Consider the following 22303-nt stretch of genomic DNA (forward strand, 5'->3'; position numbering starts at 1 on the left):
TTCACCACCTATAACACAAACAGCTTTACAGTCGATTCGTTAGTTCGTTCATTACGTTTTCGGAAACGTCAGCGAGTCTTTCATGAGCACCTTCACTCGTTTCACTGCGAACACCAAAATAAACTTTTAGTTTTGGTTCCGTGCCCGAAGGGCGTACACAAATCCACGTTTCATCAGAGAGGAAATACTTAATAACATTTGATTTAGGCAAATGCAGTGTTACTTTGGCATTCGTCGTCACTTCTACTCTTTCCTGCAACTGATAGTCTTCAATTGTCTTAACTGCAATTCCGTTAATAGCTTCAAACGGCTCTTTTCTTAACGATTGAATCAATTGTTCGATTTGCTTTGCGCCACGCTCGCCTTTTAGTTCCATGCTATTCGTTTGCTCTTTAAAATAACCGAACTGATCATAAATATGGTGCAGTTGATCCAATAACGTTTCGCCATTTTCTTTGGCTAACAATGCGGCCTCACAGATAATCATACCCGCTTGAATGGCATCTTTATCACGAACGAAAGAGCCTAATAAATAGCCGTAAGATTCCTCATAACCGAACAAAAACTCACGATCATCGCTAGAAAACTCTTCAATTTTCTCAGCAATAAATTTAAAACCCGTTAATGTATCAACACAACTTGCACCAAAGTGTTCTGCAATGACACGACCTGATTCCGATGTAACGATCGTTTTTAAAACGTGATCGTTGTTCGTTACACCAGCACCCTCTGATTTCTTTTGAAGCATTTGATGCAATAAAAGTAATCCCGTTTCATTTCCGTTTAATAAACGATATCCTGCAGCTGAGTTCTCATCAGGAACTGCAACTCCGATTCGGTCTGCGTCTGGGTCAGTGGCAATTAAAACGTCTGCTCCCATCTCATTGCCTTTTTTCATCACCAATGTAAATGCCGCTGGATCTTCTGGATTCGGCAATTTCACCGTTGAAAACTGTGGATCAGGATGCTCTTGTTCTGAAACGAGTGTCACATTAGTAAAGCCATTTTCAGTAAGCGCTCGTCGTAAAGGCTCTCTCGCTGTTCCGTGTAGTGGACTAAATACGATCGATAGATCCGCTCCGTGTGCCTTTACTTGTTCCTGATCTTGCACGATAGAGGTTAACGCTTCTTGATACGCATCATCCACATCCTCGGGTACAAACGTAAACTGATGATTGTTTATCGCTTCCGTATAATCAGCAACAGCAATCGTCAACTCATCTTCTACGGCATTCACATAGCTAATGAGTTCATCTGATTGAGCTAAAGGTAGTTGTGCACCTTGCTCGTTATATACTTTCACCCCATTGTATTCAGGGGGGTTATGGCTCGCAGTAATCATAATACCTGCCACTGCTTTGGTGTGACGTACGGCAAATGACAACATTGGTGTCGGCTTTAACTCTTTAAATACAAGAGCTTTATAGCCATTTTCAATTAATGTAAGAGCACATTGATTGGCAAATTCTTGTGATTGGTGCCTAGAATCGTAAGCAATGACGACTTTACCGCCATATTGATTATTATTCGTTAAGTAATGGGCAAGTCCTAATGCTGCCTTTCGTACGGTATAGATGTTCAACCGGTTTGGTCCAACACCTAATTCGCCCCTCATTCCTCCGGTACCAAATGCAAGGTTTCTATAAAAGCAATCACGTAAGACTGCCTCATCGCCTTTTTGCAATGATTCAAGGTCTTGACGTAGCGCTTCATCTTGAACGTTTTCTTTCCAATGATCAATACGTTGTTGTATCATGAATCCTCCCCCTTGAGCTAACCAAATATCATGCTAGCGCAATCACTGATTGTATTATACCATCTCATAAGGAAGGTTCGTACTAGTAGGCGTTCTTTGGTAAAATTGGATTAAGGAAGGTGTGATTGTGATGGCAACTGAACGAGCCATTTTTGCAGGTGGTTGTTTTTGGTGTATGGTGCAACCATTTGAAGAACAAGCGGGCATTCAAGCTGTAACATCAGGTTATATAGGTGGAGAAATTCCGGACCCTACATATGAGCAAGTGAAACGAGGGACGAGCGGACACTATGAAGCTGTGGAAATTCTCTTTGATCCGACCCTTTATAAGTACACTCAACTATTGGATTTATTTTGGCCACAAATTGATCCAACAGACCCTGATGGACAGTTTCACGACCGTGGCAGTCAATACCGTACCGCCATCTTCTACGTGAACGATGAACAAAAAGAGCTTGCAACGAAGTCAAAAAATGACCTCGAATTAAGCGGACGTTTTAAGCAACCGATCGTCACAGAAATTAAGCCAGCAACGACTTTTTATCCGGCAGAGGCAGAACATCAGCAGTTTTATAAAACGAATCAAGCATACTACAAAACAGACCGCAAAGCGTCCGGTCGAGATGAGTTCATCCGTCATCACTGGGAGTAAAATCGACTTGCCCAATTATTAGTAAGTTCAACTCCCAATCTTTTCACTAAAAAAAAGATCGGCACATGTAATATGCCGATCTTTTGAGTGCTTATACGTTTTTCGCGTGACTCTCTTCATTACTGAAAAACCACTGCAATGCATTAAAAACATGTTTCTTTTCTTTTAATATGAAGTGCCTAAACCTTGGATCTTTAATGTTTTGGTAGACGTTCATTAGCGTACTGTGACGACTATATGCGTTTACTTCGCCGTAACCAAACATGTTCGACTTATCCATAATCTGTTCAATCAGTTTGAGGCATTTTTTTGTTATCCGATGTTAAGTTATCGCCATCTGAGAAGTGGAATGGGTAAATATTGTACACTTTCGGATCGTAATGGTCTTCTATACGCTGTAAGCAAAGTTCATAAGCGGATGAACAAATCGTTCCCCCACTCTCACCTTTTGTGAAAAAGTGTTCCTCATCAACGACTTTTGCTTCTGTGTGGTGCGCAATGAACTCAATCTCTACACTTTCATATTTCGTACGTAAAAAGCGTGTCATCCAAAAGAAAAAGCTTCTCGCCATATACTTTTCCCATTTCCCCATTGAACCGGACGTATCAAGCATTGCTATGATAATTGCCTTTGATTCGTGCCTGATCTCTTCATTCCACGTCTTAAACCGTAAATCATCTCGATAGATCGGATTGATTCCTGGTCTTCCTTCCATGGCGTTTCGTTTTAATGCAGTTAAAATCGTCCGTCGTTTGTCGATGTTTCCAATCAGACCTTTTTTTACGTACGTCGTTAAAGATAATGTCTTCTACGACGAGATCCTCGTCATCTTTCTTTTGTAAATTCGGTAACTCTAAATGTTGGAACAGTGCTTCTTCCAATTCGGCTATTGAGATTTCTGCTTCATAATAATCTTCACCCGCTGTATCGCCAGGTTTGTTTCCTTTACCAGGACCGTTTGCTTTATCTTTTCCGGGTGCTCTTGCAACGACATCCCCAACCTGACTATCGCCATCCCCTTGCCCTACATGTTGCTTCTTATCATCGTTGTAACGAATTTTGTATTCATCTAAGGAACGAATTGGTACGTGAACGACATCACGCCCATTGGACATCACAATGCTTTCATCTGTAATTAAATCTGGCAAGTTTTGATGTATGGCATCTTTTACTTTTTCTTCATGACGTCTTTGATCGAGATAGCCTTTGCGATGGAGGGACCAATTCTCTTCTGATATGACAAAGGGTGGCAGTTGCTTTTCATCCATCTAAAAACCCTCCTAAAGAACAAACAGCTCTCCCCAAGAAACCGAATGTTCAATAATTTTAATCGTCATCGTATTTCGGACACGTCGTACTACTCCCATCGTATGCAGCAGAAAACAAGAATTGTCATTTGATTTGTAAAAGAGTCGTCCAGATTTCAAGCAAAACAAAAAAGCCTCTCAGTGATGAGAAGCAACAGAGTAACAATTGAATAAGCCAATGTAACGACTAATTAATAATTGAGAAGTCGCTTACTGGCCAATAGCGAATGTTCGCTTTTCCTACGATGCTATCGTATTCTACATAACCGATCTGTCTGCTATCAAGACTATTCCGACGGTTATCACCTAATACGAAAAGATGTCCATCTGGAACGATCTGACTTTCTAGATCTAAATCTTCTAATGTAAAGTTTCTCGTAAATGGACCTCCTGTCGTCTCAGCTATTGACGGTTGTAAGTAATCTTCAAGTAACGGTTCATCGTTTACATAGAGCACGTCATCAATATAGGCGATTGAATCTCCAGGTAAGCCAATCACTCGTTTAATGTAGTCACTTTCATCGGTAGCATGAAAAACGATTAAGTCAAAACGTTCAGGTTCTGAAATGTGGTAGCCAATCTTATTTATGATTAGGCGCTCTCCACTTTCAATCGTCGGCATCATTGATTCACCGTGTACCATGTAGTTTGCAAAGAAAAACGTCCTTACGATTACGACGATGCAAATGACGATAATAAATGTTTTTACCCAATCCCAAATTTCTTTTGATAGACTTGTCAATGCCGTAACCCCCAAACTGAATATGTTGCGTTTCATTTGAATTGCTCTACGACTTTTTACATATTTTTTTTATGTTTTACTTGCTTTTTACGTTATTTTTGTGAAAAATACGTATAGGTATGTAACTTCATCGTACAAGAACTCGTCTATTACTAGGACTCGGAACGAGCAGAGGTGACTTTATGAGTTTTATTTCAACAATCCTTGTGAGTATCATAATGATTGTTTCCCCGTTCCTTTATCATACCACACATTCTTTGGAACCAACTGAAGACGCACCACCGACCATTCAGCTAAACCGAGATGGAGAATATGTTGAATTAGTATGGGGACCACATCCGAATACAGGATATCGAATTGAAATTGTTGATAGCTATGAACAAGATGGTGAGTGGCAAATCATTTACTCATTAACAACACCTGAACGAAATGAACCTGGATTACTTGAAACCACTGCATTTCCAAGAACAACGACAATGGTACCGAGTGAATATCAAGACATTCAATTAATTGAAGAGCGCGATAGCAGTTTTTATCATCATTTCCCTCTTCTTACGGTTTCCGAAACACATTCTTTCGAGTTGCAGTTTAGTGAGCCATTTGATGAAGAAACAATTAGCAATGAGTCCTTATTCGTCACAGATCACGAAGGTAACGTCATTCACAACTTTATTTTCATTTACACACCGACGCAAATCCAAGTAAGACCCCCTTCAGACGGTTACGATCATGGTGGTCTTTATTATCTGTACGTCAATGATTCAATCGAGAATCAAAGTGATCAGTCACTTTCTAAAAGCTATAAACAGCCGTTTTACATTGACGAAGATGTTGAGCAGCGTGACATGCCACCATCTACCTGGTTAGAGTACCAAGAAATGGAATTTGATGGTGAACAACCGATTGAAGCTGAGGATGATTCTGATCATTTATTTAGCATTCACCTCAGTGAGAATGAGGATGGCTCCTATATCATTTTGCACAACGACGAACAATCGTCCAGTGAGTCCTTATTGCCTCCTGTAAGCATTCCATCTTCATTTCTACCACTACATCCAACGCTTCCATTTCCACATCAATACGGCCTAACAAAATCGTAAAATAAGCCCAGCAGTGTTTAACTGCTGGGCTCTTTTTGTCTGATTAGCGATTTAATAAGCTTCCAACGTATTTCAACAGTTCATTCGCTGAAGTCGTATTGTAGCCGTGTTCATCCACGAGCCTTGCAATGACTTCATTGATCTTTTTCAACTGAGATTCATCTGGTGTGCTTACCGACGTCGTGATTTTAACGACATCTTTCAGATCTGCAAATAGCTTCTTTTGAATCGCTTCTCGTAAACGTTCATGAGAGTTGTAATCGAATTTATGACCTTTTCTTGCATACGCAGAAATTCGAATTAAGATCTCTTCTCGGAACGCTTTTTTCGCGTTCTCGGAGATGCCAATCTGTTCCTCAATCGAACGCATTAACTTTTCATCTGCACTTAGCTCATCACCTGTAATTGGATCATACAGCTTCTGATTGTTGCAAAATGCTTCGACGTTATCCAAGTAGTTGTTCAACATCGTTTTAGCTGACTCTTCGTATGAATACACGAAAGCTTTTTGAACTTCTTGTTTTGCAATTTCATCGTACTCTTTTCTTGCAACAGAAATAAAGTCTTGATATCGTTCACGATCGTCTTTTGAGATTGAAGCATGTTGGCTAAGACCATCTTTTAATGCTCGAAGCACGTCGAGTGCGTTAATGGATTTTGAATTCTTTCGAATGATTGCTGAAGAGATCCGGTTAATAACATAACGGGGATCAATTCCTGTCATCCCTTCGTCTTGATGTTCTTTACGAAGCTCAATAACGTCTTGTTCTTTAAACCCTTCAACAACCTCACCATCGTACAATTTCATCTTCTTAACGAGGTCAATTCCTTGATGCTTAGAATCTTTTAGACGGGTTAAAACCGTAAAGATGGCAGCTGTTTTTAACGCATGAGGTGCGATGTGAACATGGGCCATGTCACTTTCACGAATCATCTTCTCGTAAATTCTCTCTTCTTCCGTCACTTTCAAGTTATACGGAACGTTCATAACGATAATTCTCGAATGTAATGCTTCATTTTTCTTGTTGTTAATAAACGTACGATACTCCGCTTCGTTCGTATGGGCGACAATGAGCTCATCGGCAGAGATTAACGCAAAACGCCCCGCTTTAAAATTCCCCTCTTGCGTGAGCGACAATAGGTGCCATAAGAACTTCTCGTCACATTTTAACATCTCTTGAAACTCCATAAGCCCACGGTTGGCTTTATTTAGTTCTCCATCAAAACGATACGCACGAGGATCGGACTCTGAACCGTATTCTGCAATAGTTGAGAAGTCAATGCTTCCTGTTAAATCCGCAATGTCTTGTGATTTTGGATCAGAAGGACTAAATGTACCAATTCCAGTACGCTTATCTTCAGAGAAGAAAATCCGTTCTACCATAACATCTTCTACTCGATTACCATATTCTTCCTCGAGCCTCATCGTATTGAGTGGGGACAACGCCCCTTCAATGCGAATGCCATATTCGCTAAAAAAATCTTCTCGCAAATGGTGAGGAATTAAGTGTAACGGGTCTTCTTGCATCGGGCAGCCTTTAATCGCATAAACCGCCCCTTCATCGGAATACGAAAACTGCTCCAACCCGCGTTTTAACATATTCACTAATGTTGATTTACCGCCACTAACAGGTCCCATCAGAAGTAGAATTCGCTTTCTAACATCTAACCTTCTAGCTGCAGAATGAAAATACTCTTCTACGAGACGCTCAATAGAGTCTTCAACACCAAAAATTGAATTGTTAAAGAACTTATACGCTTTCGAGCCATCCTCATTTTCTTCAATGCCATGACTTTTAATCATATTGTACATTCTCGAATGTGCTGTTTGCGCAACTTCTGGTCGCTCTTTAAGGATCTCCAAATATTCCCTGAACGTTCCTTCCCACTTTAACTTTTCATGTTCATGACGGTAGTCCTTCATTTTAGATAGTATATCCACCGAATGCCTCCCTTTTTCGGATCGTTATATGTTCTGACTCACCCCGACAGCCTGTTTAGGAATAACAACAATGAAAAAGAAGCGCAAACCGCCTTTCGGCTCCGCTCATCCCCATGTGTTTTTTTATTCTATGCAACCACCTAGATGAAGATAACCTTAGGAAAGGAAACAATCCGTCCATAAAAAAAAGATCACCGTCTAAGACGGTGACCTCTTGATTTTACGTATGAAAAACAACGTCAAACGAACGTAAGTTGTTCGCAGTTGTTGGAGGTTTCTCTTGGCTTTGCGATTGTTGCCCACGATGTGCATGTTTAAACGCGTCACTGTTTAGCCAGTTTTCATAATCTGACTTCGCTTCCCATTTCGTAAAGACGATAAAGCTTACATCTTCTTTTTCACTTTCTAAGAAAAGGAATTCTAAGCAACCCGGTACATCATTCATACGATCTTTACTCTTCTCAAAACGTGCTTTCACGTGTTCATGTTGATCTTCATTTACATTTAATTCATTCATTACAACATACATTGCATAACTCCTCCTTTTTAATCACCATTCCTTTTTAGTATAGGGGAATGGCGATTCACTGACAAACATGTACATAAAAACAATTATTCGCTATAATAATACTATCTAGTATGTGTCCAAAGTGATGCTAGGTCTCATCTACTTTGAATCGAATGACTGTTAAGGGAGGCAACTACTTAGATGCGCTTATTTTTACTATTAACTGTCTGCGCGGCGTTCATTACTGCTATTATGACAGCTGGCAAAAACTCAAAACCTCATCAACAATAAGACAACAACAAACCCCTGTGGATCTTCCACAGGGGTTTGTTCATTAGTTAACTGCTGGAAAGCCTCGTTGACGTAGTGCCTCATAAATAATAATCGCTGCAGCATTTGAAAGGTTCAACGAACGAATAAGATCATTTTGTGGTAAACGAATGCATTGATTAGGATACTCCGCTGCCACCCATTCAGGTAATCCTTTCGTTTCTTTTCCAAAGACGAAATAAACATCCTCTGAAACATCACTATAATCAAAGTTCGTATACAAATCGCTGCCGGTCGTCTCTACGAAGAATACACGATCATTCTTTCTTAAGGCTAAAAACGCTTCTAAAGAATCGTGATACGTAATATTAACACTCGGCCAATAATCACAGCCTGCTCGCTTTAACATTCGGTCTTCTGTGGAAAAACCTAGCGGGTGAATTAAGTGTAGAGCTGTTCCCGTACCTGCACACGTTCGTGCAATATTCCCTGTGTTTGCTGGAATCTCTGGTTCATGTAATACAATATGCAAAGCCATCTTGTTGACTCCTCTTCGATAATGTTTCATCACACAGTATAGCACAAACTTACGTTACGAAAACTGATCATGGATCGCAAAAAACTTATACTTAATGTTCTCCGTCCAGGCTGTAGAATCTTCGTACTTCCAAAACCGATTGCGACTATTCGCGGTTTGAGCATTAACGAGGGGTTGGCGTTCATTGTCTTTTCGAACAACAATTGCATTATGATCCCATCTTCCACTGCCATCAAAGTCATAACAAATAATGTCACCAGGTCGTAACTCTTCAGCCCGTTCAACTTCTTTAGCCGTTAACCCTTTTGTTGAGCCACTTAAATACCACCGTAATGAATGGGCAACGGCCCACGAGTAACTCCAGTTTTCTCCTCTCCACCACCACCCTTGGTCACGAACCGGTACCCCATGCATCGGTGCTCCACCCGCATGTAAACATTGGGAGATAAAATTCGTACAATTGTCTGTAAACTCCGGATAATCAGGGTTATAGTCATTCCACCAACGCTCAGCGTATTGTACGGCCTTTAAGCGGTTGTAAGTACCGGTACGTTCAAGAGTTTGTTTATGTGTGCTTCGTCCCTGCTTTTTAACATCAATCTCATCATTTTGGTGTTTTTCTTGATCGCTCATAATTTTATTGTGTTTTAGAACAATTTGCCGAATCTCATTCGTTTCCTCTAAATAAAAATCATCACCGAAACGAAACAATTTACTCACGTTCAATGAATAATCAATGTGAGAATCGGGACCTGTCGTAATGATTTGATAAGGAGTGGCATCAACATGTACTTTCACGAGCTTTGCTTTGCGCGTTTGTTTTTTGATTCGTTGTGTTACTTTTTTTTCTTCTGGAGTCAGTAGTTTCGCATCAATGCCTTTTGCTTTCCATTCCGCCAACTGCTGAAAATGCGCCGCAAGTCGCTTTCTTACTAAGTTGTTCATCATGACCGCTCCTTCCTCGTTACATCTAATGTATGCGGACATTTTACAGTTCAAGATAAAAAAACCTCCGAAAAGTTCGTTAACCTAGTTGAACATCTCACTCGGTTCATTAGGCAACGTCCTTGACGGAGGTCTTACGTTAATGCTTCTTCAATTTCTTTGATTACGTCTAGATCTTCTTCTTTTTCTAACGCTTGCTGCATCGCAAGTTCATTATCGTCGCCACCGATTTCACCAAGTGCCCATGCTGCAGTACCACGAATCACAGGTCTTGCGTCATCGGTTAATAATTGTCGTAGCGTCTCACTCGCTGATTCTTCTTTAAAGTGGCCAAGTGCTAAAATGGCGTTACGCTGAATTGGCTTCTTCCCTCTCCATGAACCGGCCATTTCCCCATACTTCTCTTTAAATTGTCGATTAGAAAGCGACAATAAAGGTAACAACTCTGGTTTTACTTTCTCAGGATCTGGTTCAAACTCCGGTTGATACTCCTCACCTTTGCCTTTATTAATTGGACAAACGACTTGGCACGTATCACAACCGTATAAACGATTACCGATTTTCTTACGATATTGTTTTGGAATGAAGTCCTTTTTCTGCGTTAAAAACGCAATGCATTTTTGTGCATCAAGTTGTCCACCTTGAATGAGCGCACCTGTAGGACAGCTTTCGACACATTTGTTGCACGTCCCACAACCTTCTTCAATTGGCGTGTCAGGCTCAAACGGAATTGTCGTAATCATTTCCCCGAGATAAACGTATGAACCATATTCAGGCGTAATAATCATACAATTCTTTCCGCTAAATCCTATACCCGCTCGTTCTGCTACAGCTCGGTCAGATAATGCTCCAGTATCGACCATCGAAGCCATCTTCGCATCAGGTACTTTGCTCTCAATGAATTCTTGTAGTTTTTGCAAACGATCATTGAGGACATGATGATAATCAGCGCCCCAAGAAGCACGACAGAACAACCCTCTGCGCTTTCCTTTAACGCCTTTGGGTGGGTTCTTCAACTTAGATGGATAACTTAGTGCAATGGCTATAATGGATTTCGCATAAGGCAGCAACCGTTCAGGTTCCGTTCGTAAATCAATATCGGACTCTTCAAACCCAGACTCATAGCCTAGTCGTTGCTGTTCCCTTAAGCGTTCTTTTAAAGTTAAGAAAGGATCCGCACTAGCAAAACCGATTTTATCAATTCCGATCGTTTTGCTATATGCGATAATCTCTTGTTTTAATTCCTCATTCATTTCGAGCGTTCCTTTCAATTATGCTAAAATGAACGTGAGAGGGAGGTTACGATGAACTTTCATTTATCTGAACAACTCATTCAACACGTTCCATCGTTTAAAGTCGGTCTCATTCAATATGAGAATATTGTCGTTAGTAACATTCCTGATCAACTTGCGAGTCGAATTGAACTTCATCGTCACACTATTGAGTTGGACTTGTTAGATCAACCTGTTACATATTATGAAGGCGTTCGAGAGTGGAGGCAAGTGTTTAAAGCGATTGGTGTCGATCCTGGGAAATATCGACCATCACACGAAGCCTTATTTCGAAGAATTAAGGCGAAAAAGCCACTACCTGAAATTTCCTCAGCGGTCAGTCTAAACAACTTTTTCTCTTTGCAATATGAACTTCCTCTCGGGCTTTATGACATGGAAAACATACACGGAGATGTTACGGTTACCCTCGGTAAATCTAATGAATCGTTTGAAGGGCTAAATGGCAGAGTAAATTCTGCAGAACGTAAGCTCATCACAAAAGATGCAAACGGTCCATTCGGTAGCCCGTTGTCGATAGTATCCGAACGGCTATAAATTATGAAACGACAACCGGACTACACGTGTTATATATTCCTCCGAGCAAAAGTGAAGATGAAGCGGTCACGTTTACGAAGCATATTGGTGACTTATTTACACAAGTTCATGGTGGACAAATTAAAACGGCTGTTCTACATCGTGAACAACCGCTTGCACAATTCATTTAGTTTCGGTTTGAATAACCAAGTTCCTTAAAAATTGAAAAGACACCATAACCAATGCCTAGTACGCCGACTAAGATTGCTACAACAAAGATCGTTAAAGTCAAAGCTCACACCCCTTTGACTTTATTATTTGATAAGAAAGGATTTTTTACACGCAATGTCTTTAAAAACATTTGAGAACATCACGATGGGAATTATGATCGTATTGCTCATCCTTGCGATGACCGGTGCGGTGACTGGAACAATCATTTACGTTTTAATCGGAGTGGCCATTGTCATTATAATGATCAACCTCGTCTGGAGAGTTAAAGATTACAAAAAACGCCGGGCAAAGTTAGTAAAAGAATTAGAAGAAGAAGAAGCAAGTCGACAAAAAAAGAAACAGCCCTGACTCCAACTAACATGGAATCGGGCTGTTATCCCTATATAATGCTTTTCACGATAAAATTTCATATTGATATAAAATAAGGCTTGTCATATACGTTAATGGCGTGCTATTATATAACTTGTCAGAACGAACAAATCAATACATAATCATGGCGATGTGGCGGAATTGGCAGACGCGCGCGACTCAAAATCGCGTTTCTTCGGAAGTGTGGGTTCGACTCCCACCATCGCCACCAATTATTATAGTAACTAGACGATTATTTCGGCTAGTCAGCACTCGTACAGTTCGATCGTTTTTTAAGAAACGAATCGCTAGACGAGTTTTTTTATGTCTAAATAACCGAGATCTAAAGGTAGGAATCCGGCGATGACCTTAACATTTTCTTTTGAAGTCGATGAACAGAATAATCGCTATATCGCGGTTTATAACAGTGGAGAACTCGTTAGCAAGCTTAGTATGACTCTTATTGGTCCAAATGGAATGTATCCTTCACTAAACAATTTTATTGCACAGCAACGAGCGTTGTTCTTAGAACAAGCAGAAGGAATTCCTCACGAGATCTTTATTGAAGAGCCTGTCCAACATGAATTAGATCACGAACAGGTGTAGGTGAAAAGAACAAGCGCGGTTGGTGCCACAATGCCCCTCCGCGCTTGTTCTCAATCTGCTTCATATTCGGCTAATCGAATGGCAATGTCGTTTTCAACAGCTGTTGGCGAACTTCCGATATAATTGTTCATAATAATCGAGAAGATCCACTCTTCACCATCAGCGTCCGTCACATAGCCAGACAACGATGATTTACTCGTAAGACTCCCAGTTTTCGCTGCCACGTTGCTTGCCGCTGCTGTATCAGCCATTCGCGTACGAAGTGTTCCCCCTACATAATGATCGCTTTCTGCTGCAACCGGTAATGAACCGTAAAAGATGTCAAACCACTCTTCATCTTGCGCATGCAAAAGAAATTGCGTCATTTCTTCTGTTGGAATTGCATTTAAGTGTGACATCCCCGATCCGTCTCGAAGTTGAACGACGTTCGTATTCACGCCTGCTGAATCTAAATACTCTTCGACAACGTCCAAACCTTTATCCCAACTTCCCTCTCCATGGACTTCTTGACCGAGCGCCTTTGTTAAATGCTCAGAGTGACTGTTTTGACTAAATTTCATATACGGAATCATCAGTTCTTCAAGCGTCATCGATTCGTGAATAAATAACGCTTCTACATCTTCTGGGGTTTCACCTAAAACAACATCTCCATTGACTCGAACTCGAGCATCTTTAAGACCTTCTGCAAACAGGTCAGCCGCTAGGTTGGTTGGCTCCCAGATTGAAACGTATTGATTAAATGAGCTACCACCTACTGGAATGGTCCCTTCAAAGAAAATATCGTTCGTTCCATGATCTCTCCCCCAACCGGTTAACTGTCGATCTCCGTCTTCTTCAACCGTGATCATCTGATTATCGATTGAATAATAGTCAGATTCTGGAGTTACCTTGATTTCTGCCTCATCACCAGGCTCTTCACCTGGGTGCACTTCAACATAAACCGAGGCAGTATTATAACGATCTAATGCGACATCTGAAATAAGCGCTGCATCAGGGGCAAAGCTTAACGCCGACACTTGAGCCCCGACTTGTCCTCGTTGATTTGCCCAAGAGAGGTCTAATGATAGTCTTGTATCATCAAAGTAAGTATCGTCTGCAATAATGTCTCCTTGGACCATGCGAATACCTTGATTATGTAGTTCTTTTGCTAATTGATCAAAGTCAGAAGCGAGTAACGTCGGATCGCCCCCGCCTTTTAAGTAGATATTACCGTGAAGTATGCTGCCACGTGTATAGCCGTCCGTGTAAACCCCTGTCTCAAATGTAAACTCCGGTCCTAAAACGTCTAACGCTGTGGCACCAACGAGAAGCTTTTGACCGGAAGCTGGCGCGAGGCTAATATCGCTATTATAACTAAATAGCTCTTCACCCGTTTCACTATGACGAACATGGACACCCGGCAAAGCACTTTGCAATTGTTCTGTATCCAAAATCTCCAATAAATCATTCCGAAGTTCTATTTTCGCAGACGCCTCTTCTTCCCCTTGCAGTTCCGACGATAGACCTAGTTGCAACGTTCCACCAGCAATTAACGTTAATAATCCTACTTTTGTTATGTGTGAAGTTCTCATACATGACCTCCATTGCAGTTTTTATTAGTATATCACCGTTTTCTGAATAATTAATATTCAATGTCATTTTTACTACCATTATCTATAAAAGTAACGAAAATAGACCTATAAATAGCGAAATGTTTTTACTATGTTTCACGCTTACTGTTTAGCATCTCATTGTTGCCGTATTGTCTAGTTTACGTTCGCCCCATGACTTAGAAGTAATTCGACTTAAAAATGAAAAAAAACAGCCACAGGACAGATGGCTGTTTCGGTACTTATTCCTGACTCAATGTACTTACTGCTTCAAATAAGACATTCACACCTGCGATACAATCTTTAGGCGAAGTATACTCGTCTTCAGAATGGCTTTTTCCGCGTAAACTCGGAACAAAAATCATCGCAGTAGCATCATCGACGCAATAAACTGTGCGTCGTGCCCAGCCCCACTCACCATTCGTCGATGCGTTGTGCCCAATTGTTTACTCGCTTCTTCAACCACATTAACGACTGCAGAATCAAACCAGACCGTATCTCGCTGCCACAACCGCTTCGTTTCAATACGATTACGTTCATCGAAAGAGTGAATGATCTGCTCCACTTCTGAAATGACGTCTTCATCTTGGTGCCTTGCTTCAAGACTAAAAACGATGCGGTTCGGTATAACCGTATGGATATTCGGTGATGCTTCTATACGCCCGATTGTATAGACAAGACGTTCATCTAACTGATCCAATCGATTTCTTAGCGATTGGATCGTATCGACCGCTGTAAACAATGCGTCGTCCCGCATCGCCATCGGCGTTGTTCCTGCGTGATTAGAATCTCCTAGCACTTCGATTTCATAGCAGACCATGCCTACTACACATTCTACCGCACCGATGGTGATGTCTTCTTCCTCTAGAACAGGACCTTGTTCAATGTGTAATTCTAAAAACGCTTTGCCGCTCGTTAAGCGCTCGTCTGTCTTGCCTTCATAACCACTTTCCTTTAACGCTTCCAGAAAGGTAACTCCATTTCGATCACGTTTCTCGTTCATTTCTTCCTGATTGAACTTACCCGATAAAACCCCTGAACTCATCATCGAAGGTTCGAAGCGGGCTCCTTCTTCATTTGTAAAGTTCACGAGAATAATTGGTCGCTTCGGTTGAATCGAATAGTCAATCATCGTACGGATGACTTCAAGCGCAGCGATCACACCGAGCGCTCCATCGTACCGGCCTCCTTTTTTTGACGCTATCTAAATGAGAACCAACATAGACGGGATCTGCCTTTGGGTCACTCCCTTCGAATCGTGCATACTGGTTGCCTAAATCATCTTTGGTTACGTGTAAGCCTAACGTTTCGCAACACTCGACCAGGTAATTCCGCGCACGAACGTCTTCAGCACTTAATGCGAGACGAGTCACTCCGTTATTGTCGGTTCTGCCAAAGTCCGCAAATCTCTCAATCGTTTCTTCAAGCCGTTTACCGTTAATTGCTATTTTTTGATTTTGCATAGAGTGCTCCTTAAGAGATCATCTTTGTCGAAAAGTACTTCCTTGCATTGGCATTTAGAAAATTTACGACTTCTGTTACTTCCCCTAAACGAAACGTCACGAATGCACCATCAAGATTCTCCTCTACGTGCTCAATCGTATAGCCACGATCGAATAGCTCGTCAATTCGACGCTTTTCTTTCAAATAATCTTCATGTTCTTTCATCACTTTCACTCCTTTTATAAGGAACTATCGTTGAGCGACTTTCGATTCTAACTGATGACCATACTTCGCTCGCTTAATGTACTCACCTTGGCCTTTGGTACCAACATATTGATCGTTTTCAACAATAACCTGTCCACGTAAGAGAACGGTCTCCGCTTTCCCACTGACTTCTAATCCTTCAAACGCATTATAATCAACCGCTAAATGATGCGTTTTCTGTGACAATGTCCGCGTAACATCCGGATTAAAAATAACAAGATCAGCATCTGCACCGGCTGCAATCGTTCCTTTTTTTCGGATGCAACCCGAAGAGTTTAGCAGCGCGAGTAGATGTTAACTCAACAAACTGATTGAGTGTAATTCGACCTTTACACACTCCTTCTGAATACAGAATCGACATACGATCTTCAATCGTCGGGCCTCCGTTTGGAATCTTTGTGAAATCGTCTTTCCCTAAATCTTTTTGACCGTTAAAGTCAAATGAACATTGATCCGATCCAAGCGTTTGCAAAGAGCCAGTTCTTAAGGCATTCCAGAGTGACTCTTGATGTTGTTTTTCACGAAGCGGTGGTGACCAGACGTATTTTGCGCCTTCGAAATCTGGTTGGTCCATAATGCTTTGGTCGAGCACTAAATATTGAGGACACGTTTCTCCCCAAACGTCAGCACCTTTTTTTCCTAGCTTCTTCAATCTGTTTGACTGCTTCTTCACAAGTCACATGAACGACATACAGCTGTGAATCGGCTAATGCTGTTAATTGACTAGCTCTCCCTGTTGCTTCTCCTTCTGCTTCTGGGGGTCTTGTGAGTGCATGATAGATCGGTGCGGTTTGATCGTTTTGAAGTGCTTTTTTCGTTAAATAATCAATCACATCACCGTTTTCTGCATGAACCATCACAAGTGCGCCGAGTTCCTTTGCTTTAATTAACGTTTGGAACAAGGTTGCATCGTCTGCTTGGAAGACATTTTTGTATGCCATGAATACTTTAAATGACGTAATTCCTTCTTGCTCAATGACTTGCGGCAGTTCCTTAAGGACGTGATCATTCATCTCACCGATCATTAAATGAAAACTATAATCGATTGCTGCTTTATCTTTGGATTTGTTATGCCACACTTCAATCGCATCCGACAACGGTTTGCTTTTTTTCAGTCAAACAAAAATCAATGATTGTCGTCGTCCCACCAAACGCCGCAGCAACTGTTCCCGTTTCGAAATCATCCTTTGTGACTGTACCGCCAAACGGCATATCAAGGTGTGTATGAGGGTCAATTCCACCAGGGAAGATGTAACGCCCAGAAGCATCGATCACCTCTGCTCCTTCTGTACTTAATCCAAGTCCGACTGCTTCAATCTTGTCATCAACAATTTTTATGTCTGCTTGAAATGTGTCAGAAGCTGTGACAACCGTTCCGTTTTTTTATAATTTTCATATCCGAATTCCTTTCTGGTTATGACGATTTTGAAGCAGTTAATGATTGAATCACACGTTCACGCTCATTCCAACTCATCGGCGGACGGTCATTTAGTTTCTCGACCATATTAATTGCACCATCAACAGGACAGACGATCGAGCAAAGATTACAGCCGACGCACTCTTCTTCGCGAACACGTAAAATTGGATTGCCATCTTCATCATTTAACATATCAATACATTGATGAGCAGTATCTTCACAAGCAATATGGCATTTGTTGCAATTGATGCAAACGTCGTTGTTAATCTCGGCAACGATTTGGTGATTTAAATTCAAATCGCCCCAATTTGAATATTTTTTTAACCGATTGGCCTGTTAGTTCGCTAACTGAAGATAACCCTTTTTCATCCAAATAAAGATTAAGTCCTTCAATCATGTCCTCAACGATGCGAAATCCGTGGTGCATCGCTTGTGTACACACTTGGACACCTGATGCCCCCATCAGCATAAACTCGACAGCGTCTTGCCAGTTTGAAATGCCACCAATACCAGATATCGGTACATTCACATTTTCATTTCGAGCACATTCTGCAACCATATTCAACGCGATTGGTTTGACTGCAGGACCACAATATCCACCATGAGCCCCTTTGCCATCAACATTCGGGATCGTATTCCACGTATGAATATCAACACCTGCCAAGCTATTAATTGTGTTGATTAGGCTAATTGAATCAGCGCCGCCACGGACTGCGGCTTCTGCTGTCGCCGTAATGTCTGTGATGTTCGGTGTTAATTTCACAATCACTGGTGTAGTTGCTACTTCTTTCACCCAATACGTTTGCTTTTCAACAAGTTCAGGCACTTGTCCTGATGCTGAACCCATCCCACGTTCTGCCATACCGTGCGGACAACCGAAGTTTAACTCTAGCCCATCAACACCTACTTGCTCCACTCGTTTAACAAGTTCATGCCATCGCTCACGTTTTGGCTCCATCATTAACGAAGCGATTATTGCATGATCTGGAAAGCGTTTCTTCGTTTCATAAATTTCTTTCAAGTTCACTTCTAGAGGGCGATCAGTGATCAGCTCAATATTATTAAACCCTGCCACTCGTTGCCCATTGTATGAAACTGCCGCAAATCGTGACGTCGTATTAATAATTGGGTCGCCTAATGTTTTCCAGACAGCGCCTCCCCATCCAGCTTCAAACGCACGCTGCACTTGATAACCTGAGTTTGTTGGAGGTGCACTTGCGAGCCAAAATGGATTCGGTGACGTAATCCCACCTACATTCGTCATTAAATCTGCCATCATTAACCTCCTCTATGCAAAAGTACGAGCTTGACCTTGTAAGTGTTCATGAATGCGATAGGCAGTTTGTTTCCCTTGCTCTGCTGCCGTTACGACCATAGCCTCACCATGACCTTCTCCAAATGTGACGTCACCACACGCGTACACATTTTCTAATGAGGTAATAAATCGCCCTTCTTCCACACGCACAACACCATTAACGTGATCAACACCGATCTCATTTAATAGGTCCACATAACGATTTTGGCCAATTGCTTTAATCACAAAGTCTACCTCAATCGTAAAATTAGACCCTTCAATGGGTTGAACTCGTCTTCTGCCGTCTTCACCAGGTTCTTGCAATTCCATTTTCACACATTCAATGCTAGTCACTTTTCCTTGATCGTTTCCATGAATGCGTGTAGGCATCGTTAACCAACGGAACTCTACACCATCTTGCTTTGCAAACTCATATTCAAAGTCATAAGCTGTCATCTCTTCACTCGTACGTCGATACAAGATTTGAACTTGTTCGGCTCCCAGCCTTACAGCACAAGTCGCTCCATCAATTGCTGTGTTCCCTGCTCCGATTACAACCCCTCGTTTACCTACTAGCGGTTCAGGAAGATCGTCCTTCTTCGTTGATTTTACGAGTTGAATTGCATCATGTACGCCTTCTAACGTTTCGCCATGAAGATGAAGGTTTGGAACTTCGCCCATACCAATCGCTAATACGATTGAATTATGCTTGGACTGAATTTCATTAAATGAGACATCCTCACCAACTTTACAATTCGTCTGAATGTCTACACCAAGCTCTTCCACTTGTTTTACTTCCCAACGAGAAACAGCTTTTGGAAGTCGGAACGAAACGATGCCATACGTATCAAGCCCACCAGCTTCTTCATTCGCTTCATAGATGGTTACTGCGTACCCTTGCACTGCTAACTCTCTTGCACAAGATAAACCAGCAGGACCACCACCGACAATACCTATAGAGCGGTCAATCGGTCTTCCTTGTTTAAACAATACTTTTTCATTGTGTTTCGCCCAGTCAGTCGCATAGCGTTGTAATTTACCAATCATAATAGGTGTTGTTGAATGATTAAGAACACAAGCACCCTCACACAATTCTTCGGTAGGACATACTCTTGCACAGCTTGCTCCTACTGGATTTGCTTCCATAATTGTTCGTGCGGAACCGTACACATTGTCAGATGAGATCTTTTGAATAAACGAGGGTATATCGATGCCTGTAGGACATGCTGTGATGCATGGCGCATCATAACAATACAAACAACGATTGGACTCCTCTACAGCTTCTTGCTTTGATAAAGCTTGTTCCACTTCGTCAAAGTTCTCTTTTAAACGATCCAACACATTCAAACGAAAGCCCTCCTTCATGAATGAAGTAAGATTAAATAACATTATTACTAATATTCCAATTATTTAATCAAAAGAGTATGAGCTCTATTGTATCGAATTTGTGAGCAATATGCACCTGACAGATTGTACAATTTTAAGAGCAAGTTCTATACAATATGCCAAAAAAGGTAACCCAGAATGGTTACCTTTTCTCACTTTATTGACCTGTAGACCCAAAACCACCAGTGCCACGACTTGTACTACTTAAATCGTCTGCCTCAATGAAGTTTGCTTGTGGCACTTCTTGTAACACACCTTGCGCAATGCGATCATGTTTAGCAATGACATAACTTCCTTTGTCATGTAATCCTTCAATTGCTTTTCCTGATGTATTATAAACAGAAGAAGCTTCGTTTGAATTCAGATTATCCAATAGAATCCCTACTTCTCCTCGGTAATCTGCATCAATTGTTCCTGGACTGTTTGAAATACGTAGTTTCGTTTTTTTTGACAATCCACTTCGTGGTCGTACTTGCATCTCATACCCTTCAGGGATTTCAAAAGCGAGTCCACTACGAACTAATTTCGTCTCACCAGGGCGAATGACAACATCTTCAAGTGCATACAAATCAAACCCTGCAGCTGCTTGTGACTCATAGGTTGGAATGACAGCATCTTCATCAAGTTTCTTTACTCGCACATCAATTCTTTTCACTAGTATAACTCTCCTTTATAAAACAAAAACAGCCACATAAGTTGTGACTGTTTCAAAGTATCGCTTTACGCGTTTGTTTTAAAAATGGTGCCGAGGGCCGGACTTGAACCGGCACGGTTGTTACCAACCGCAGGATTTTAAGTCCTGTGTGTCTGCCAATTCCACCACCCCGGCATTGGTTGAGGCAGAATTTCTCTTTGGAGGCGGCACCCGGATTTGAACCGGGGCGTAAGGGTTTTGCAGACCCCTGCCTTACCACTTGGCTATGCCGCCATAATTTGGAGCGGGAGACGAGATTCGAACTCGCGACCCCCACCTTGGCAAGGTGGTGTTCTACCACTGAACTACTCCCGCATGAGAAATGGCTGGGCCAGCTGGATTCGAACCAGCGCATCACGGAATCAAAATCCGATGCCTTACCGCTTGGCTATGGCCCAATATGGGGCGGCTGATGAGAATCGAACTCACGAGTGCCGGAACCACAATCCGGTGCGTTAACCACTTCGCCACAGCCGCCATATTAATCTCTAAGCTCCAATTTGTTATGGCAGGGGTAGTAGGAATCGAACCCACATCAAAGGTTTTGGAGACCTTCGTTTTACCATTAAACTATACCCCTATTAGTAAATGGTGGAGGGGGACGGATTCGAACCGCCGAACCCTGAGGGAGCGGATTTACAGTCCGCCGCGTTTAGCCACTTCGCTACCCCTCCATCTATGATGGTGCCGACCAGAGGACTTGAACCCCCAACCTACTGATTACAAGTCAGTTGCTCTACCAATTGAGCTAGATCGGCAACAAATGGTGGCTCGAGACGGAATCGAACCGCCGACACGTAGATTTTCAGTCTACTGCTCTACCAACTGAGCTATCGAGCCAAAACACTTTTTGAAATAATGGCGGGCCTGACGGGAATCGAACCCGCGATCTCCTGCGTGACAGGCAGGCATGTTAACCGCTACACCACAGGCCCACAATAGTAAATGTTTTACTTCATAGTAATTATGTATGTATCTTGATGCTTATCTTATTACTCTTCGAAGTAGTTTCGAAAATAATTGGTTGCGGGAGGAGGATTTGAACCTCCGACTCCGGGTTATGAGCCCGACGAGCTACCAGACTGCTCTATCCCGCGATATTGTTGGTGACCCGTGCGGGATTCGAACCCGCGTTACCGCCGTGAAAGGGCGGTGTCTTAACCCCTTGACCAACGGGCCAGCTTAAGATTATTCTTGCATAATGTGTTATGGCGGAGAGCGAGGGATTCGAACCCTCGAGACGGTTAATGCCGCCTACACGATTTCCAATCGTGCTCCTTCGGCCACTCGGACAGCTCTCCAAGTATGGCTCCACAGGCAGGATTCGAACCAGCGACCTACCGGTTAACAGCCGGTTGCTCTACCACTGAGCTACTGTGGAATGTGTCTGTTGGCTCATGGACAACATTATTTTACTCTAAAACCATTACGAATGCAAGTGTTTTTTTTGTAAATAATCTTATGT

At 42.0% G+C, this 22303-nt stretch carries 17 protein-coding genes, 15 tRNA genes and 4 pseudogenes; 7 read left to right on the top strand and 29 right to left on the bottom strand.

The window, feature by feature from the left end:
- Window positions 1-25: 25 nt before the first annotated feature.
- Window positions 26-1756: a phospho-sugar mutase gene (locus JCM19055_RS21090; protein ID WP_042361214.1), complete on the bottom strand. Its 1731-nt coding sequence runs from the start codon at window positions 1754-1756 to the stop codon at window positions 26-28.
- Between the two features lie 130 nt (window positions 1757-1886).
- Here JCM19055_RS21090 and msrA point away from each other — a divergent pair, with 130 nt between their 5' ends.
- Complete coding sequence (msrA, locus tag JCM19055_RS21095) at window positions 1887-2408, top strand: peptide-methionine (S)-S-oxide reductase MsrA (protein WP_042361215.1); 522 nt, start codon at window positions 1887-1889, stop codon at window positions 2406-2408.
- A 91-nt stretch (window positions 2409-2499) separates the two neighbouring features.
- Here the strand turns inward: msrA and yhbH are convergent.
- A pseudogene (yhbH, locus tag JCM19055_RS21100) lies at window positions 2500-3677 on the bottom strand (sporulation protein YhbH).
- A gap of 226 nt (window positions 3678-3903) precedes the next feature.
- Window positions 3904-4458, bottom strand: coding sequence for a signal peptidase I (gene lepB / locus JCM19055_RS21105; RefSeq protein WP_239575757.1), 555 nt, complete (start codon window positions 4456-4458; stop codon window positions 3904-3906).
- Between the two features lie 257 nt (window positions 4459-4715).
- Between lepB and JCM19055_RS21110 the strand changes: the two genes are divergently transcribed.
- A complete protein-coding gene (locus JCM19055_RS21110) occupies window positions 4716-5558 on the top strand; it encodes a protease complex subunit PrcB family protein (RefSeq protein ID WP_265182439.1) in 843 nt (280 codons plus the stop codon).
- Window positions 5559-5601: 43 nt separating this feature from the next.
- On the opposite strand, the gene JCM19055_RS21115 is transcribed toward JCM19055_RS21110, so the two are convergent.
- From JCM19055_RS21115 to queG, 5 genes are all read right to left on the bottom strand, one after another.
- Window positions 5602-7500 carry a PrkA family serine protein kinase gene (locus tag JCM19055_RS21115; protein WP_042361219.1) on the bottom strand — a complete coding sequence of 633 codons (1899 nt, stop codon included), beginning with the start codon at window positions 7498-7500 and terminating at the stop codon, window positions 5602-5604.
- 220 nt (window positions 7501-7720) lie between these two features.
- The gene (locus tag JCM19055_RS21120) at window positions 7721-8029 is read right to left on the bottom strand and encodes an antibiotic biosynthesis monooxygenase (RefSeq protein WP_042361221.1); all 309 of its coding nucleotides are present in this window, start codon (window positions 8027-8029) and stop codon (window positions 7721-7723) included.
- 313 nt (window positions 8030-8342) lie between these two features.
- Window positions 8343-8816, bottom strand: a complete 474-nt coding sequence (gene trmL / locus JCM19055_RS21125; protein WP_042361223.1) for a tRNA (uridine(34)/cytosine(34)/5-carboxymethylaminomethyluridine(34)-2'-O)-methyltransferase TrmL — start codon at window positions 8814-8816, stop codon at window positions 8343-8345.
- Window positions 8817-8870: 54 nt separating this feature from the next.
- Window positions 8871-9761: an amidase domain-containing protein gene (locus JCM19055_RS21130; protein WP_042361224.1), complete on the bottom strand. Its 891-nt coding sequence runs from the start codon at window positions 9759-9761 to the stop codon at window positions 8871-8873.
- Window positions 9762-9895: 134 nt separating this feature from the next.
- A complete protein-coding gene (queG, locus tag JCM19055_RS21135; protein ID WP_042361225.1) occupies window positions 9896-11014 on the bottom strand; it encodes a tRNA epoxyqueuosine(34) reductase QueG in 1119 nt (372 codons plus the stop codon).
- A gap of 51 nt (window positions 11015-11065) precedes the next feature.
- Between queG and JCM19055_RS21140 the strand changes: the two genes are divergently transcribed.
- From JCM19055_RS21140 to JCM19055_RS21155, 5 genes are all read left to right on the top strand, one after another.
- Window positions 11066-11587, top strand: a complete 522-nt coding sequence (locus JCM19055_RS21140; RefSeq protein WP_265182440.1) for a B3/4 domain-containing protein — start codon at window positions 11066-11068, stop codon at window positions 11585-11587.
- A 26-nt stretch (window positions 11588-11613) separates the two neighbouring features.
- Window positions 11614-11757 (top strand): hypothetical protein, encoded by a 144-nt coding sequence (locus JCM19055_RS30700; protein WP_265182442.1) that lies wholly within the window; start codon window positions 11614-11616, stop codon window positions 11755-11757.
- Between the two features lie 154 nt (window positions 11758-11911).
- Window positions 11912-12145 (top strand): hypothetical protein, encoded by a 234-nt coding sequence (locus JCM19055_RS21145; RefSeq protein WP_042361226.1) that lies wholly within the window; start codon window positions 11912-11914, stop codon window positions 12143-12145.
- 147 nt (window positions 12146-12292) lie between these two features.
- Window positions 12293-12377: transfer RNA gene (locus JCM19055_RS21150), tRNA-Leu, on the top strand.
- Window positions 12378-12508: 131 nt separating this feature from the next.
- Window positions 12509-12751 carry a hypothetical protein gene (locus JCM19055_RS21155; RefSeq protein ID WP_042361227.1) on the top strand — a complete coding sequence of 81 codons (243 nt, stop codon included), beginning with the start codon at window positions 12509-12511 and terminating at the stop codon, window positions 12749-12751.
- 50 nt (window positions 12752-12801) lie between these two features.
- Here JCM19055_RS21155 and dacB read toward each other — a convergent pair whose 3' ends face one another.
- From dacB to JCM19055_RS21260, 21 genes and pseudogenes are all read right to left on the bottom strand, one after another.
- Window positions 12802-14322, bottom strand: coding sequence for a D-alanyl-D-alanine carboxypeptidase/D-alanyl-D-alanine-endopeptidase (dacB, locus tag JCM19055_RS21160; RefSeq protein WP_052366637.1), 1521 nt, complete (start codon window positions 14320-14322; stop codon window positions 12802-12804).
- A gap of 260 nt (window positions 14323-14582) precedes the next feature.
- Window positions 14583-15803, bottom strand: a pseudogene (locus JCM19055_RS21165) (Zn-dependent hydrolase).
- A 10-nt stretch (window positions 15804-15813) separates the two neighbouring features.
- A complete protein-coding gene (locus JCM19055_RS21170; RefSeq protein ID WP_042361228.1) occupies window positions 15814-16008 on the bottom strand; it encodes a hypothetical protein in 195 nt (64 codons plus the stop codon).
- Window positions 16009-16032: 24 nt separating this feature from the next.
- Window positions 16033-17385 (bottom strand): annotated as a pseudogene (gene hydA / locus JCM19055_RS21175) (dihydropyrimidinase).
- A 76-nt stretch (window positions 17386-17461) separates the two neighbouring features.
- Window positions 17462-18740, bottom strand: a pseudogene (gene preA, locus JCM19055_RS21180) (NAD-dependent dihydropyrimidine dehydrogenase subunit PreA).
- A 12-nt stretch (window positions 18741-18752) separates the two neighbouring features.
- Complete coding sequence (locus tag JCM19055_RS21185) at window positions 18753-20123, bottom strand: NAD(P)-dependent oxidoreductase (RefSeq protein WP_042361231.1); 1371 nt, start codon at window positions 20121-20123, stop codon at window positions 18753-18755.
- 178 nt (window positions 20124-20301) lie between these two features.
- A complete protein-coding gene (dut, locus tag JCM19055_RS21190) occupies window positions 20302-20790 on the bottom strand; it encodes a dUTP diphosphatase (RefSeq protein ID WP_042361232.1) in 489 nt (162 codons plus the stop codon).
- Between the two features lie 94 nt (window positions 20791-20884).
- A tRNA-Leu gene (locus JCM19055_RS21195) sits at window positions 20885-20973 on the bottom strand.
- 24 nt (window positions 20974-20997) lie between these two features.
- Window positions 20998-21072 (bottom strand) — tRNA-Cys (locus tag JCM19055_RS21200).
- Between the two features lie 6 nt (window positions 21073-21078).
- A tRNA-Gly gene (locus JCM19055_RS21205) sits at window positions 21079-21153 on the bottom strand.
- 8 nt (window positions 21154-21161) lie between these two features.
- A tRNA-Gln gene (locus JCM19055_RS21210) sits at window positions 21162-21236 on the bottom strand.
- 3 nt (window positions 21237-21239) lie between these two features.
- Window positions 21240-21315: transfer RNA gene (locus JCM19055_RS21215), tRNA-His, on the bottom strand.
- Window positions 21316-21344: 29 nt separating this feature from the next.
- Window positions 21345-21418: transfer RNA gene (locus tag JCM19055_RS21220), tRNA-Trp, on the bottom strand.
- Between the two features lie 9 nt (window positions 21419-21427).
- Window positions 21428-21512: transfer RNA gene (locus JCM19055_RS21225), tRNA-Tyr, on the bottom strand.
- Window positions 21513-21520: 8 nt separating this feature from the next.
- A tRNA-Thr gene (locus JCM19055_RS21230) sits at window positions 21521-21596 on the bottom strand.
- A gap of 6 nt (window positions 21597-21602) precedes the next feature.
- A tRNA-Phe gene (locus JCM19055_RS21235) sits at window positions 21603-21678 on the bottom strand.
- A gap of 19 nt (window positions 21679-21697) precedes the next feature.
- Window positions 21698-21773, bottom strand: a tRNA-Asp gene (locus JCM19055_RS21240).
- An 86-nt stretch (window positions 21774-21859) separates the two neighbouring features.
- Window positions 21860-21935 (bottom strand) — tRNA-Met (locus JCM19055_RS21245).
- 7 nt (window positions 21936-21942) lie between these two features.
- Window positions 21943-22017 (bottom strand) — tRNA-Glu (locus tag JCM19055_RS21250).
- Window positions 22018-22047: 30 nt separating this feature from the next.
- A tRNA-Ser gene (locus tag JCM19055_RS21255) sits at window positions 22048-22139 on the bottom strand.
- A gap of 5 nt (window positions 22140-22144) precedes the next feature.
- Window positions 22145-22219 (bottom strand) — tRNA-Asn (locus tag JCM19055_RS21260).
- Between the last annotated feature and the right edge of the window lie 84 nt (window positions 22220-22303).

Source organism: Geomicrobium sp. JCM 19055, assembly GCF_000698185.1.
Taxonomy (GTDB): Bacteria; Bacillota; Bacilli; order Bacillales; family Marinococcaceae; genus Geomicrobium_A; species Geomicrobium_A sediminis.

What these genes read in the sequence shown, in the direction of transcription:
- queG (WP_042361225.1), bottom strand. Translation starts at nt 11,014, where the DNA reads ATGAATGAGGAATTAAAACAAGAGATTATCGCATATAGCAAAACGATC.
- dacB (WP_052366637.1), bottom strand. Translation starts at nt 14,322, where the DNA reads ATGAGAACTTCACACATAACAAAAGTAGGATTATTAACGTTAATTGCT.
- trmL (WP_042361223.1), bottom strand. Translation starts at nt 8,816, where the DNA reads ATGGCTTTGCATATTGTATTACATGAACCAGAGATTCCAGCAAACACA.
- JCM19055_RS21120 (WP_042361221.1), bottom strand. Translation starts at nt 8,029, where the DNA reads ATGTATGTTGTAATGAATGAATTAAATGTAAATGAAGATCAACATGAA.
- JCM19055_RS21170 (WP_042361228.1), bottom strand. Translation starts at nt 16,008, where the DNA reads ATGAAAGAACATGAAGATTATTTGAAAGAAAAGCGTCGAATTGACGAG.
- JCM19055_RS21155 (WP_042361227.1), top strand. Translation starts at nt 12,509, where the DNA reads ATGACCTTAACATTTTCTTTTGAAGTCGATGAACAGAATAATCGCTAT.
- JCM19055_RS21145 (WP_042361226.1), top strand. Translation starts at nt 11,912, where the DNA reads ATGTCTTTAAAAACATTTGAGAACATCACGATGGGAATTATGATCGTA.
- JCM19055_RS21090 (WP_042361214.1), bottom strand. Translation starts at nt 1,756, where the DNA reads ATGATACAACAACGTATTGATCATTGGAAAGAAAACGTTCAAGATGAA.
- JCM19055_RS21130 (WP_042361224.1), bottom strand. Translation starts at nt 9,761, where the DNA reads ATGAACAACTTAGTAAGAAAGCGACTTGCGGCGCATTTTCAGCAGTTG.
- msrA (WP_042361215.1), top strand. Translation starts at nt 1,887, where the DNA reads ATGGCAACTGAACGAGCCATTTTTGCAGGTGGTTGTTTTTGGTGTATG.
- JCM19055_RS21140 (WP_265182440.1), top strand. Translation starts at nt 11,066, where the DNA reads ATGAACTTTCATTTATCTGAACAACTCATTCAACACGTTCCATCGTTT.
- JCM19055_RS21185 (WP_042361231.1), bottom strand. Translation starts at nt 20,123, where the DNA reads ATGAAGGAGGGCTTTCGTTTGAATGTGTTGGATCGTTTAAAAGAGAAC.